This is a genomic window from Staphylococcus sp. 8AQ (genome assembly GCF_902506595.1).
GTDB classification, from domain to species: Bacteria; Bacillota; Bacilli; order Staphylococcales; family Staphylococcaceae; genus Staphylococcus; species Staphylococcus pasteuri.
The window spans coordinates 1429122-1443759 of sequence record NZ_LR733871.1 but is presented as its reverse complement, the minus strand read 5'-3'; the positions used below and the strand labels follow the sequence as shown (position 1 = coordinate 1443759).

16 protein-coding genes are annotated in these 14638 nt (G+C 30.2%); 10 read left to right on the top strand and 6 right to left on the bottom strand.

The genetic code is table 11. From position 1 onward, the window contains the following. Positions 1–251: 251 nt before the first annotated feature. A complete protein-coding gene (locus GVY01_RS07145; RefSeq protein WP_017638107.1) occupies positions 252–2186 on the bottom strand; it encodes an ABC-F family ATP-binding cassette domain-containing protein in 1935 nt (644 codons plus the stop codon). A gap of 264 nt (positions 2187–2450) precedes the next feature. On the opposite strand from GVY01_RS07145, the gene GVY01_RS07140 reads away from it, so the two are divergent. The 8 genes from GVY01_RS07140 (at position 2451) to GVY01_RS07105 (ending at position 10015) form a co-directional block, all read left to right on the top strand. Continuing rightward, positions 2451–3083 (top strand): redox-sensing transcriptional repressor Rex, encoded by a 633-nt coding sequence (locus GVY01_RS07140; protein WP_017638106.1) that lies wholly within the window; start codon positions 2451–2453, stop codon positions 3081–3083. Between the two features lie 27 nt (positions 3084–3110). Then, complete coding sequence (locus tag GVY01_RS07135; RefSeq protein WP_017638105.1) at positions 3111–3416, top strand: hypothetical protein; 306 nt, start codon at positions 3111–3113, stop codon at positions 3414–3416. A gap of 153 nt (positions 3417–3569) precedes the next feature. After that, positions 3570–4661 carry a YeeE/YedE family protein gene (locus GVY01_RS07130; RefSeq protein ID WP_017638104.1) on the top strand — a complete coding sequence of 364 codons (1092 nt, stop codon included), beginning with the start codon at positions 3570–3572 and terminating at the stop codon, positions 4659–4661. Positions 4662–4673: 12 nt separating this feature from the next. Beyond that, positions 4674–4898: a sulfurtransferase TusA family protein gene (locus tag GVY01_RS07125; protein ID WP_002452012.1), complete on the top strand. Its 225-nt coding sequence runs from the start codon at positions 4674–4676 to the stop codon at positions 4896–4898. A gap of 177 nt (positions 4899–5075) precedes the next feature. Beyond that, entirely contained in the window at positions 5076–6326 is a 1251-nt protein-coding gene (locus GVY01_RS07120) for an ammonium transporter (protein ID WP_017638103.1), read from the top strand. A 178-nt stretch (positions 6327–6504) separates the two neighbouring features. Beyond that, the gene (locus tag GVY01_RS07115; protein ID WP_017638102.1) at positions 6505–7455 is read left to right on the top strand and encodes a LacI family DNA-binding transcriptional regulator; all 951 of its coding nucleotides are present in this window, start codon (positions 6505–6507) and stop codon (positions 7453–7455) included. A gap of 119 nt (positions 7456–7574) precedes the next feature. After that, entirely contained in the window at positions 7575–9059 is a 1485-nt protein-coding gene (locus tag GVY01_RS07110) for a sucrose-6-phosphate hydrolase (RefSeq protein ID WP_108017237.1), read from the top strand. Then, complete coding sequence (locus GVY01_RS07105) at positions 9056–10015, top strand: carbohydrate kinase family protein (protein ID WP_017638100.1); 960 nt, start codon at positions 9056–9058, stop codon at positions 10013–10015. Before GVY01_RS07110 ends, GVY01_RS07105 begins: the two co-directional genes overlap by 4 nt. A gap of 71 nt (positions 10016–10086) precedes the next feature. Here the strand turns inward: GVY01_RS07105 and agrA are convergent, their stop codons facing one another. From agrA to GVY01_RS07085, 4 genes are read right to left on the bottom strand one after another with little or no spacing between them, the layout of a single operon-like run. Next, positions 10087–10803, bottom strand: coding sequence for a quorum-sensing response regulator AgrA (gene agrA / locus GVY01_RS07100; RefSeq protein WP_017638099.1), 717 nt, complete (start codon positions 10801–10803; stop codon positions 10087–10089). Positions 10804–10815: 12 nt separating this feature from the next. Then, positions 10816–12105, bottom strand: coding sequence for a quorum-sensing sensor histidine kinase AgrC (gene agrC / locus GVY01_RS07095; protein ID WP_017638098.1), 1290 nt, complete (start codon positions 12103–12105; stop codon positions 10816–10818). Positions 12106–12128: 23 nt separating this feature from the next. Then, positions 12129–12269 (bottom strand): cyclic lactone autoinducer peptide AgrD, encoded by a 141-nt coding sequence (gene agrD / locus GVY01_RS07090; protein ID WP_017638097.1) that lies wholly within the window; start codon positions 12267–12269, stop codon positions 12129–12131. 4 nt (positions 12270–12273) lie between these two features. Then, entirely contained in the window at positions 12274–12837 is a 564-nt protein-coding gene (locus GVY01_RS07085) for an accessory gene regulator AgrB (RefSeq protein ID WP_017638096.1), read from the bottom strand. 317 nt (positions 12838–13154) lie between these two features. On the opposite strand from GVY01_RS07085, the gene GVY01_RS07080 reads away from it, so the two are divergent. After that, entirely contained in the window at positions 13155–13232 is a 78-nt protein-coding gene (locus GVY01_RS07080) for a delta-lysin family phenol-soluble modulin (protein ID WP_015364840.1), read from the top strand. 64 nt (positions 13233–13296) lie between these two features. After that, positions 13297–13374, top strand: a complete 78-nt coding sequence (locus tag GVY01_RS07075) for a delta-lysin family phenol-soluble modulin (protein WP_072291871.1) — start codon at positions 13297–13299, stop codon at positions 13372–13374. A 397-nt stretch (positions 13375–13771) separates the two neighbouring features. Here GVY01_RS07075 and GVY01_RS07070 read toward each other — a convergent pair whose 3' ends face one another. Continuing rightward, positions 13772–14557 (bottom strand): carbon-nitrogen family hydrolase, encoded by a 786-nt coding sequence (locus GVY01_RS07070; protein WP_159333693.1) that lies wholly within the window; start codon positions 14555–14557, stop codon positions 13772–13774. Positions 14558–14638: the final 81 nt, after the last annotated feature.

Below are 14638 nucleotides of genomic sequence, written 5' to 3'. Positions count from 1 at the left end.
AACATGCGTACTTATCAACAAATAGTGCACAACTTGTGGATAAGTAGTGTTATTTACTGTGGATATTAGCTAATTTTTTCTGAATAACTTAAAAAATGTGTAACATATTACTTGTGGATAACTAGGATAACTCTGTGGATAGCTATGAATAAGGGGATTTTTAATGTTAATAAATATCAATTCAATAATTAGAAAAAAGACACTAAAATGTAGAAAATCCACATTTTAATGTCTGATAGTAAAAAGGATATTTATAATTTTTCTTGTAATTCTTCCCATTCAATCATAGCCTGTTCTAATTCTTGTTCGGTATTAGATTTTAGTTCAGCTAGTTCATTTGCTTTAACAGGATTACTATATACTTCAGGTTGCATCAATTCATTATCAATAGACTCAATTTTAGTTTCACAAGTTTCAATTATCTGCTCTCGTTGCTCAATTTCCCGTTCAATTTTGCGTTGTTCTCGACGACGTTGTTTTTGATCATCGTATGAATTTGTCATTATTTGGTTATTATTTTGTTGATGAACGGACTGGGATTCTTTATCCTCTTGGGCTTTTAAAGCGGCAGCTTCTTCTGTTTTATCAATATAGTATTGATAGTTACCTAGATACATTTTGCCACCATCATGATCTAAATCAAATACTTTATTAGCTAGTTGATTAATGAAATATCTGTCATGAGAAACAAAGATGATAGTCCCTTCAAAATGCTCTAGCGCTTGTTCTAACATTTCTTTTGAATCTATATCTAAGTGGTTGGTAGGCTCATCTAAAATTAAAACATTATCACGTTGTAACATTAATAAAGCAAGTTGAAGTCTTGCTTTTTCGCCACCTGATAAATCATTTATAATTTTTTTGACATCATCTTGAACGAATAAGAATCTACCTAATACGGCACGAATATCTTTTTCATTCATATTTGGATATTGATCCCAAACATAATCTAAAATAGTTTTATTTGATTTAAACTCAGCTTGTTTTTGATCATAGTAACCCATATTTAAATTAGCACCATATGTGATGTCACCTGCCAATTTGGATTGACGATTGGCAATTGTTTTAATTAAAGTCGTTTTACCAACACCATTAGGTCCAATAATGGCAATATGGTCTCCTTTTGAAACCTCCATTGTGATAGGTTGGGTAATAGGCGTTTGGTCATAACCAATTTCTAATTGTTTAATATGCATAACATCATTACCAGTATTTCTATCAAAACCAAATTGAATATTAGCGCTTCTAGCATCAATCATAGGTTTGTCGATGCGTTGCATTTTTTCTAATGTTTTACGACGACTTTTTGCCATTCCACTTGTAGATGCACGTGTAATATTTTTTTCAACAAACGTTTCAAGTCGTTTGATTTCTTCTTGTTGTTTTTCATATTCTTGCATACGTTTTTCATAATATTTATCTCTTTGTTGTATAAATTGTTCATAGTTACCTATATAACGTTTTACTTCACCTAGGGCTACATCATAAACTTGAGTAATGATTTTATCTAAGAAATATCTGTCATGACTGATTATGACAATTGCACCTTTAAAGTATCTTAAATAATCTTCTAACCATTTTGTTGTTTCTAAATCAAGGTGGTTAGTAGGTTCATCTAGTAATAGCAAATCAGGTTCATTAAGTAACATTTGTGCAAGTGATAATCTTGTTTTTTGACCACCACTAAAATCATTAATAGGCTTATCAAAATCTTCTTCATTAAAATTCAAACCGTGAAGGACTGTTTTAATTTTACTATCATATTGATAGCCTTCAAGTTGTTCAAATTGATTAGATAGAGATTCATATTTTTCCATATGTAATTGATAGTCTGGTGTATCGTAATCTCCAGCATGCTTAGCTAACCAATCAGTTTCTTCTTTAATAAGGGATTCAATATTTTTAATATGTTCAAATGGTTTCGACATCTCTTCATAAACAGTGGCATTTGAGTCTAATGTCATTTGTTGAGTTAAATAGCCGATTTTAAGATTTTTAATTTTTGAAATATGACCACTATCATAATCTTCAGTACCTGCTATAATTTTCATAAGCGTTGACTTACCAGCACCATTTCGGCCAACTACACCTATGCGTTCACCAGTTTTAACTTCAAAATCAACGTTAGTAAAGATATCTTCACCATCGAACGATTTAGATATGTCATTAAGTTGTAAAAGTATCATCCGACTTCACCTTTCTATATTAGCGATATCATTATAAACTATTAATATAGTTTGATATGTTTAAAAATTTGTTAATCATATTATTCTTTATTTTACAGTATTAAGTCATGTCTTGAAACTAGGATATTTATTTTTAAATTTTATTAATGTATAATTAGCAAGTATTCATTGTAAACAATTATTTGAAATTTTATTATCGCAAACATATTTGCGTTGATTTAATAATAATTGTACCAGTTATAGCGTCGAAGGGAGACTTATAAAATGGCAAGTAACGTTAAAATTCCTCGAGCAACTTTAAAACGTTTACCATTATATTATAGATTTGTAAGTAATTTAAAAAGTAAAGGAATCGATCGTGTTAATTCTAAAACGATTAGTGAAGCATTACAAATAGATTCAGCTACGATTCGTAGGGATTTTTCATATTTTGGAGAATTAGGTAAAAAAGGATACGGTTATAATATTGATAGTTTAATTGAATTCTTCAAAAAGGAAATTAACGGAAGTAATGATATTAAAATTGCTATAGTCGGCGTAGGTAATTTAGGTCGAGCGCTATTAACGTATAACTTTTCTATACATGATGAAATGTCTATTACTGAAGCATTTGATGTAGATAAAAATGTTATAGGCGAACAAGTAGGAAAAGTAGTAATTAAAGATAGCAGAACTATTAAGGAAACACTAAAAAGCTTGGATATTGATGTAGTTATTTTAACTACACCTGAACATGTAGCACAAACTGTAGTAGATGAACTTGTTGAATCTGGTGTTAAAGGAATCATGAATTTCACGCCAGCAAGAGTTAACACCCCTAAAGATGTACAAGTGCATCATATTGATTTAGGTATTGAATTACAATCATTGTTATTCTTTATGAGAAATTATGATTAATAAAAATATGATTTAGGAGGCTGTGAAATGACTAATAAACCAATATTAGAAGTGGGATGTACTTATAAAGCACATCTACCTTCATTAATATACATACCTGGTAAGTTAGTTTTGTCAGAGCAAACGATAGTATTTAAATCATATTATACAAATCATAATCCACTCAATTTAGAAATTAATGTAAAGCAAATGATTCGTTATGAGGTTAGAAAAGGCTTGTTGGGTCATAAATTACTCATATATTATAGAAATGAATGGTATAAATTTAGTCATTTGAAAGCTAATGAATTAAAAGAGCTTGTTCAACAAATAGATGACATACAAGTAATTTAGTTAGCTCACATCTTATCAATAGATAGGGTGTGTTTTTTTATGAGCTTTGAACACAAAGAATGAATTTAATAATGAAATATGAAATTATAATCTTGAAAAAAAACACTTAATTGGATATAATACCTAGTAAACTTATCGGAAAAGAGTGATAAAATGATTTGGATGATAATTAGTGGTTTAATTGTTGGACTTTTGTTAGGTTTCGTTATGCAAAGAACCCGATTTTGTTTAGCCGGTGGATTTAGAGATATGTATGTACAAAAGAGTAATAAAATGTTTTACGCTTTACTCATAGCAATCTCAGTACAAAGTATTGGTTTACTCATATTAACTAGCTTAGGATTACTTACTGTGCCATCCCATACTTTTCCAGTAATTGGTACAGTAATAGGTTCCTTTGTATTTGGAATTGGAATTGTATTAGCCGGAGGATGTGCTACAGGAACATATTATCGTGCAGGAGAAGGTTTAATTGGTAGCTGGATAGCACTTATTTTATATGCATTAACAAGTGCAATTACTAAAACAGGTATTCTTTCACCAGTATTAAATTTCATTAATAAGCCTACAAATGTAAATGCGAGTATGTCCGAAACATTACACATTCCACATTGGATTTTAATTGTAATATTGGCTATCATTACAATTTATTTTGTTACTAAAACGCTTAGAAAACCTAAAGTTGCAGTACCAAAATTAAAACAAAAATATACAGGCTTAAGACATTATCTATTTGAAAAAAGATATCACCCATTTGCAGCTGCAATCGCAGTAGGATTAATCGCATTATTAGCATGGCCAATGAGTAGTTCAACAGGTAGAAATCATGGCTTAGGTATTACTACACCATCTTCAAATATCGTAAACTTTCTAATAAGTGGTAATACAAAATTCGTAGATTGGGGAGTATTGCTGGTTATTGGTATATTCTTAGGATCTTATATTGCCGCAAAAGGTTCTAAAGAATTTAAATGGCGTTTACCAGATAAAAAAACAATTAGAAATAGTGCCATAGGTGGTGCGTTTATGGGCTTTGGTGCGTCTGTCGCTGGTGGATGTTCAATTGGTAATGGTCTAGTTGAAACAGCAACAATGAGTTGGCAAGGTTGGATTGCACTTGGCTCTATGATTATAGGTGTATGGTTTATGAGTTATTTTATTTTTGTTAAACCTATGAAACAATTACAAAAATCTACAACTAAACAGCCTAAAACGACACTACAACAGCATACACAAACAACTTAAGGAGGAAATAACATGGTATATGAATTAGGTACAGTAGGAATGGTGTGTCCTTTCCCATTAATAGAAGCACAAAAGAAAATGACTGAATTAGATTCAGGTGATGAATTGAAAATTGATTTTGATTGTACTCAAGCAACAGAAGCAATTCCAAATTGGGCTGCTGAAAATGGTTACCCTGTAACTAATTACGAACAGCTAGGCGATGCTTCATGGACGATTACAGTTCAAAAAGCTTAATTAAATAGATTTCAAAAGGAACGAGTATCCAATGAAAGATGCTTGTTCCTTTTTTCTATTTTATATTGGAATTTAATTTTATAGGTCATATTTTCTAACATGCTATGAAAGGAAATATGACCGATTTTTGCTATTTCTTTGAAAGTATTAGTAATATATTTTCAAAGGAGTGATCATATGAATTTAAATGATACAATGTTTTTATTTTTATGTACTTTATTAGTTTGGTTAATGACACCGGGATTAAGTTTATTTTACGGTGGTTTAGTACAATCTAAAAATGTATTAAATACAGTAATGCAAAGTATGTCAGCTATTATTATTGTTACTTTCGCATGGGCAATAATAGGGTTTAGTTTAAGTTTTAGTAAAGGAAATAATTGGATTGGTGGTTTAGAATACTTCGGATTAAACCATGTTGGATTCGATATTTCAACTTCAATTGATGCACATATACCGTTATCGTTGTTTATGTTATTCCAAATGATGTTTTGTACCATTTCTGTATCTATATTATCGGGTTCAGTAGCTGAAAAAATGAAATTTATTCCATATCTTATATTTGTATTTATATGGGTGATTTTAGTATATAGTCCTGTAGCTCATTGGGTTTGGGGAAAAGGCTGGATTAGTCAATTAGGTGCTTTAGATTTTGCAGGAGGGACTGTTGTACATATTACCTCAGGCGTATCAGGTTTAGTATTAGGAATAATGATTGGCATTGGAAAGAAACAAGAAAAGCCAACACCTCATAATTTACTCATTACATTAATAGGCGGGATTTTAGTCTGGATTGGTTGGTATGGATTTAATGTGGGTAGTGCTTTTACATATGATAAAATTGCTGCTGTTGCATTTGTTAATACAGTTATAGCAGCAAGCGCAGGTGCATTTGGCTGGTTACTAATTGAATATAAATTGAAAAAAACAACAAGTTTATTAGGATTATTATCTGGAAGTCTATCTGGTTTAGTTACAATAACACCAGCAGCAGGCTATGTTAGCTATTTAAGTAGTATGTTTATTGCGATAATAGGTGGCATTATTTGCTATATTGTAATTAATTATATTAAAGTCAAACTCAAATATAATGATGCATTAGATGCCTTTGGAATTCATGGTATAGGGGGTATTTTGGGTGCTATTTGTACAAGCATATTTCAATCACATCAAGTGAATGATTCAATACAAAATGGATTTATTTATAGTGGAGACTTTAAAATTTTAGGTATACAAATATTATCAGTAATAACAGTGATTGCCTTCAGTGGCATCATGACGTTTTTAATAGCTAAAATAATCAGAATATTCACACCATTAGCGACGACTCCTACTGAAGATCGAACAGGTTTAGATCAATTAGTACATGGAGAAAATGCTTATTTTTACGGAGAATTAAATAAATTTAATAGACATATTAAAAATTAGAATAAGATTAACTTGATATTAAGTAGAAGTATGAAACACATTTCTATTTGGTTAGTAAAATATTGATTGGAACTCACTTATCATATTTAAATTAATAGAATAAATAGGTATTTAAAGCGATTACATATGTGATAAAATAGTACTAAGTTTTCCAAAATATGATAGGTGAGTAATTTTTATGAAAAATATATCAGATATAGCGAAGTTAGCAGGCGTATCTAAAAGTACCGTTTCAAGATATTTAAATGATGGTTCTGTTAGTAAGAAAACACGACTAAAACTAAGTAAAATCATTAATGAGCACGATTATCAACCCAATCAATTTGCACAAAGTTTGAGAGCAACACAGACACATTTAATTGGAGCTATTATTCCAAGAATGAATTCATATGCTGTAGATGAAACCATTAAAGGTATCGTTTCGCAATGTCATCAACACCATTATCAATTATTATTGAACTATACTGGGTTACAGATTGAAGCGGAAATAGATGCTATAGAAACATTATCACGCAGTAAAGTAGATGCCATCATATTAATGGCAACTGATATTACGGAGAGTCATTTAGAAGTTATTGATAAAGCTGACGTACCTATCATTATAGTGGGACAAAATTATCCAGGCTTACATAGTATTACACATGACGATTATCAAGCTGGTTTATCTGTAGGAAATTGGATTGGCCAAAGACAACCTCATTATGTGCACTTCTTTAGTGTCACTGAAAATGATATCGCTGTAGGTATTCACCGTAAAAATGGGTTATTAGATGGATTGGCAAGTCATCAAATCAAACCAAGTATTTTTGAAACGTCATTCAAATATGAAAATGCTTTAGAAGATGTACAACAATATTTGTCTCAAATAGATAAAGTTGACGTACTCGTTGGTGCTACAGATGCGATTGCATTAGCAATTCATAAATATAGCTTTAATTCTGAAAGAAATTGTAAACCTACTATCATTCATGGATTTGGTGGGGATCCGATGACTCAAATTGTTTCACCTTCAATTCGTACGATTCAATTTAATTATTTTGAAGCTGGTAAACGTGCAATGACTGAAGTAAGACAATTAATAAAAAATGAAAAAACTGAAGAATCAGTGGTTATTCCAGTGAAATTATAAATTTTATTTAATTCATATGGAACCGATACCAGTAAAAATGATAAAATATTAATGTCATTTAAAGTAAACGATATCGAATAAAACTAACAATTAATATTAATATATTTAGGGGGATATGAATGAAGGAATGGACTAGAGAAGAGCGTTATCAACGTATGGAAGATATTGATAGCGACAAGTTATTGGAATTAAAACAACAAACACAATTATCTCCATATAGACAAACTTATCATATTCAACCAGAGATGGGATTATTAAATGATCCAAATGGTTTAATATATTTTAATGGAAAATATTATATTTCTCACCAATGGTTTCCGCTAGGTGCAGTTCACGGATTGAAGTATTGGTATAATTATACGAGTAAAGACTTAGTACACTTTCAGCCTGAAGGTGTTATATTAAGCCCAGATACAAAATATGATAGCCATGGTGTATATAGTGGTAGTGCCTTTGAATACCAAGGACATCTTTATTATATGTATACAGGTAATCATCGTGATCATGATTGGCAAAGACAAGCAACGCAAATGATAGCTAGACTTAAAGATGACGGTACTGTAGAAAAGTTTCCTAAACCAGTCATTAGCCATCAACCTGAAGGATATACAAGCCATTTTAGAGATCCTAAAGTATTTAGTCATAATGATAAATATTACGCAATTATAGGCGCACAGACAAATGACGAATTTGGTAAATTATTACTATATCAAACTACAGACATAGTGAATTGGCACTATCTCGGCGAAATCAAAACAAAATTAAATCAATTTGGATATATGTGGGAATGCCCAGATTATTTCGAGTTAGATGGACATGATGTCATAATGTTTTGTCCACAAGGCATTGAAAGTGAAGAAGATAAATATCAAAATATTTATCAATCAGGTTATTTAATTGGAGATTTAAACTTTGAAACACTTAACTTTGATCACGAAGCATTTTTAGAGTTAGATAAAGGCTTTGATTTTTATGCACCACAAACATTTTTAGATGAAAAAGGACAGCGTATTTTAATTGGTTGGATGGGATTACCAGATACTACATACCCAACAGACGATGAAGGTTGGGCACACTGTCTAACACTTCCTAGAGTATTAAATATTGAAAATGGTAAATTAAAACAACGTCCTATTAAAAGCTTAGAAAAGTTACGCTACAACAAAGAAACAGCTTTAGGATATGCTAATAAATTCACAACTAAATTACATCCATATGAAGGTAAGCAGTATGAATTGATTATAGATATTTTAGAAAATGATGCTTCAGAAATTTATTTCGAATTAAGAACATCTAAAAATCAATCAACTGTGATTTCATATAATAAGCAAATGAATACTTTAACGCTTGATCGTACCGAAAGTGGTTTGTTACCTGGTAATGTTGAGGGTACGACTCGTAGTACGAAGCTAGATTCATCACTATCACAATTACGTATTTACGTTGATACCTCAAGTATTGAGATTTTCTGTAATGATGGTGAACGTGTATTAACTTCAAGAATATTCCCAGATAATAACGCAACAGGCATTAAAACATCTACAGAATCAGGACAAGTATATTTACAATTTACTAAATATGATTTGAAAGGTGACAATCAATGAGACGTTTATTCGCAATAGGAGAAGCATTAATTGATTTTATGCCAACTGTGACAAATAAAGCATTAAAGGATGTTGAACAATTTTCACGTCAAGTTGGAGGGGCACCATGTAATGTTGCATGTACTGTACAAAAGCTTGGTGGACATGCAGAAATGATAACTCAATTAGGCAATGATGCGTTCGGTGATATTATCCTTGAAACAATTGATGACATTGGTGTAGGTACTCAATATATTGAGAGAACAAATGAGGCTAATACAGCACTTGCATTTGTAAGTTTAAAAGAAGATGGTCAAAGAGATTTCTCATTTTACCGTAAGCCATCCGCAGATATGTTATATGATGCAGATAATATCAATAAAATACAAGTTACTAAAGAAGATGTACTACATTTTTGTTCAGTAGATTTAGTAGAAAGCCCAATGAAAAAAGCGCATTTGGCATTAGTTGAAAAATTTGAACAGGAAGAAGGAACAATTATTTTTGATCCTAATGTAAGGCTGCCATTGTGGGATAATGAAGATGATTGCCGAAATGCAATCTTAGAGTTTATACCGAAAGCACATATTATTAAAGTTTCAGATGAAGAAATTGAATTTATAACTGGCGAACAAAATGAGTCACAAGCAATTAACTCGTTATTTAAAGGAAATGTTAAAGCAGTTATCTATACGAAAGGGCCTAATGGTGCATCTATTTATTTAAAAGATGGAACTGAAAAACATCAAAATGGCGTGAAAGTTAAAGCAATTGATACGACTGGTGCAGGTGATGCATTTATTGGGGCTGTCATTAGTAAAATTTTAGAACAACAAGCAATTGATATTCCACAATTGTTTAAAAATTACGGTGACGAAATTTTAAAATTTAGTAATAATGTCGCTGCACAAGTAACAACAAAATATGGTGCTATTGAAAGTATTCCAACATTAGCTGATTTAGAAAATCAATTATAGAATATATACAAAAAACCATCCGTATAGTAATTACGGATGGTTTTATCATTTAATAAAATAGAAAAGGTGTACTAGATTTTTTTAACATTTCGAACAGATGCATAACAATGTTCTTTGTTTTTGAAATAGACAATACGTTCTTTTGAATCAATTGATTCTATGTTTCTTCGATTAACTACAAAACTATTGTGGCACCTAAAGAAGCGGTCATCTAATTGACTTAATTCTTTAAGATTACCATAAAATTCGATTTGTCTATTATCTAAATGGGCGATTAAACGATGTGATTTGCTAGATGATTCGAAAAACATAATATCGTCATATTGTACATACACTGAATTACTTCCACGTTTTAATTCGATTGTTTCAACATTACTTTCTTTTGATAATAACTTAAGTCTTGTGTGAGCGGTTTCTAAACAATCAATAATTCGTGTTTTCAGTTCTGCTGGGTCATCTTTAAATATGAAATCCATCGCTGCCACTTTATATACAAAGGTGAGGTATGTTAGTTCGCTATGACTTGTAACAAAGATAATATTGCCGACAGGATCATGTTTGCGAATTTCACTACCTAATTTAATACCATTAATATCTGCTTCGAGTTGGATATCTAAGAAATAACAACCGATATCATTCATTTCTTTTGATTGCTCAAGCACTTCATAAGGATCATCAGTTGCGAGAGCAAGCTCCATAGGTTTTTCCTCAATCATGATATAATTTTTAATAATTGAAGTCATATTCTCTCTTTGTTTTGGATCATCTTCGCAAATGAAAATTTTCATAGTTTCACATCCTTATGATTCTTTCTCTATAATTTCAATTTTTTGAACAAAAAAGCCATTTTCTATGACTGTATCTAGCAGTACATTTTCATTATTATCAGTAATTTCTTTTAAGGTTGATAAACCTAGTCCACGGTTTTTTCCTTTTGTTGAGAAACCTTCTTCAAATAACTCATGTACGCGTGGAATATCATCATCACATTTATTCATAATAATAAGTGTGACAGATTCTTCTTCTTTGAAAAAAGCGATACGTATTAATGAATCATCAAGCGGCTCAGATGCCTCAATGGCATTGTCTAAAGTGATGCCAATAATTCGACTTAATTCTATCGTGTTCATATCAATACGTTCTATATTATCTGGAACCTCGATACTGATCGCTATTTCTTTTTCTTGAGCCTGTAGAATTTTTGTTGTAATAAGACCTTTAATTTCACGAACTTTTAATTTTTCTATACCATTAAGTTTTAAAGAACGTGTTTGTAGGTTATCTTTCATCGGTACAATTTGTTCATTAAAGTATTGACGTAAGCCCGGCATATCATCCTCACGAATAAATTCAGACATCGTAGAAAGGATATTGACATAATCATGTCTGAACTTACGCATTTCATTATTAATAGATTCTATCTTTAAAGTATACTCATAATACGTTTCAATTTCTTGAAGGTTACGTTTGTAACGCATTTCTCGTAGAGTGAACATGGATAGAATGAAAATAATAATACTTAAAAAGATGATTAATCCAACGAATACAATTGCATATAATCTTAAACTATTAGGTGCACTCATGTCAGTTTGTGAAATTATGTAAAAGAACACAAAAGAAAATGATAATACAACAGAAATAATAGTAATATATGTTTTATTTAACGAAAGATAAGATTCTTTTAGTTTTTTGAATAAAGTTCTAATAAAATAAGCTAATAGTAAAGCAATAGAATAAAAAGTGATTAAATGAATAGTGAATAGTAAATAACTATCATTAAATATACTAGCTAAAGTAAGATATAAACTTACAGATAAAAAATTACTTAAATACATTACTAAGTTACTAATTAAGGTAATAATAAAGGAATACAATTTAACCTTATAATAATAAAATATAAACATAGCAATGAATATAAATATTAAACCAGTTTTGTTAAAAAAGTAGTACATAATAATTGAAGGGATTATAATACCAATAATGATTATATAATCCCAAAATTTGAACTTAATATTTAAAATAATTTTTGCAACCCAAAACAATAACATTACTTGTAATCCAGCAGTGGATATTAGATTTAAATGCTCCATTTAAAGCACACTTTCTATCAATATTATTCGAATAATTTGCTTAATTCTTCGGGTACTTCTGGCTCATCAAAATAAGCTGCACAAGGATTTGCTCCAGCAACTAATCCAACAAATTCCATTATTGATGTGAAAAATTTTAAAAATAAATTAACTAAAGTTTCCATAGTATTAATCCTCCTTAGGGAAAAAGATAGGTAGTAATGTAGTTGATTCTACAATTAATCCAAATAAAATTAATTGTGAATATGGTTCTTTAACTATAAACGAAATAATAACTAATAACATATATAAAACAATGGAGAGTATTCGTTTTCTTTTCACTAAGCGTTTAGGTATAGGTTGTTTTTTTGTTGCAGCAGGTGCATAAGTAATTACAATGAAATATCCGATTAACGCGAATAATAACATTGTAAAGTGACCTATCGATAACTTCACAATTAACCATGGCATAATAAGAAATATTAATATGTTTTGTATATGACATAATATAGAAGATTTAGCGTGTGCTCCATGAGCGTAAAATCTTAAAATCACATACGCAATATGAGTTACAAGCGTGTACCAAAATACATGGAATATTAAAGCTAATCCATAGGTTACGATAAACTTAGCAATATTACTTACAACAACTTGCATACCTAAACGAACTTTTAGAAATTGTATACGATCCAAGTTATTTCTTTGTTGCAAGTAGTTGGCAAATTGATCAATTTTTGTATCTATTATTTTCACTTGTTCACTACTCTCCTTGAGTATCATTATACAATTTTGTGCAACTCTTTTTGGAGTTTATGCCTAACTGTCAAAAATATATACTTAACTGTATAATGAACTTTCTAAAAAGTATTTTATCATAAAAAGGTTTACAGTTTAGTATAAAATATTACGAGTTAGGAAATTTTTAATTCAATTAATCATAACCATGTTTTAATAGACTCATATCACAGAGATGTGATGGAAATAGAGTTGAAAAAATTGCTTAATCTACTTATTAGAATTATTTACTAAAGTAATTCTAGTTCCATTACTAAAAGGAAGGAGTGATTTCAGTGGCAGCAGATATCATTTCAACAATCGGTGATTTAGTAAAATTAATCATTAACACTGTTAAAAAATTCCAAAAATAATTTTTTAACTTAGTTAAGATGAGTATTTAGGATTTACAATATTCAATAGGAAGGAGTGATTTCAATGACTGCAGATATCATTTCAACAATTGGTGATTTTGTAAAATGGATTTTAGATACAGTAAAAAAATTCGCTAAATAATAGAAATTCATTATAACTTTGTTTTCTTCGTATAAAAGGTAAGTTATTAAGCCTCCCAACTTAGTAACTTATAACATTAGTAGGTGACGAAACATTTACTAATAAAACTGTAGTTTTCCTTGGACTCAGTGTTACGTATTATTCTTAGCTACCTTTAATTAGGTATTTTCTAGCATGTAAGCTATCGTAAACAACATTCAATTTATCATTATAAAATAGATAAATTCACTAAAATTTTTCATAATTAATAACATCCCCAAAAAATAGATTGAAAAATAACTGTAAAAACATTCCCTTAATAATAAGTTATCTAAAGCCGTGAGTTCCTCCCAAGCTCACGGCTTATTTTTATACATAAAAACACGCCCAACGAGGTATTGTTAAGCGTGTTTAGCTATTATTTATATAAATTGAGTTTTAAATTATCAAAAACTGGAATAGCTTGACGTTGTTCTGATACTTCATTAACGTCGATATCTATAGATAAAGTACTTTCATCACTTCCTAAATCTGCAATAACTTCACCATTTGGGTTTATGACAATAGAATAACCAGCATAATCAGTTTGACCATCATTACCACAACTGTTTGTACCTACTACAAACATATCATTTTCAATTGCACGTGCTTTTAATAATGCTAGCCAGTGATTTAATCTTACAGTTGGCCATTGCGCTACATAAAATGCAATTTGAGCGCCACTTCGTGCAGGATATCTTAGTAATTCAGGAAATCTTAAATCATAGCAAATGATTTGAGTAGCTAAAATTCCATCTGAAAGTTCAAAAGGTTCAGGCACTTGTTTACCTGGAGACATAAAGTCAGGTTCACTAAGCATAGGCACTAAATGAACTTTGTTATATCGATTAATACACTTGCCATTTGATAGGACCGAAAAGGCGGTATTATAAATATTTTGACCAATTTGATTTGATACAGAACCAGCAATAATATCAACTTGATAAGTTTGAGCGAGATTAGAGATAAACGGTAAACTGTCATTTAAATCTTTGTCTGCAAGTTCATTTAATTTTTCTAATGCATATCCGTTGTTCCACATTTCTGGAAGGACGACAACATCAGTATCATTTTCTAATTCATTTTCAAACCATTGTTTGATTTTGGTTTTATTTTGCTCTGCTTGACCATACTCGATATATATTTGAAATAACTGAACTTTCATATATATCACTCCTCAATTAAGATTAACTATAAGATACTAAATAAATTGCTATATATCAAAAAAGTGAGATAAATCCATAGC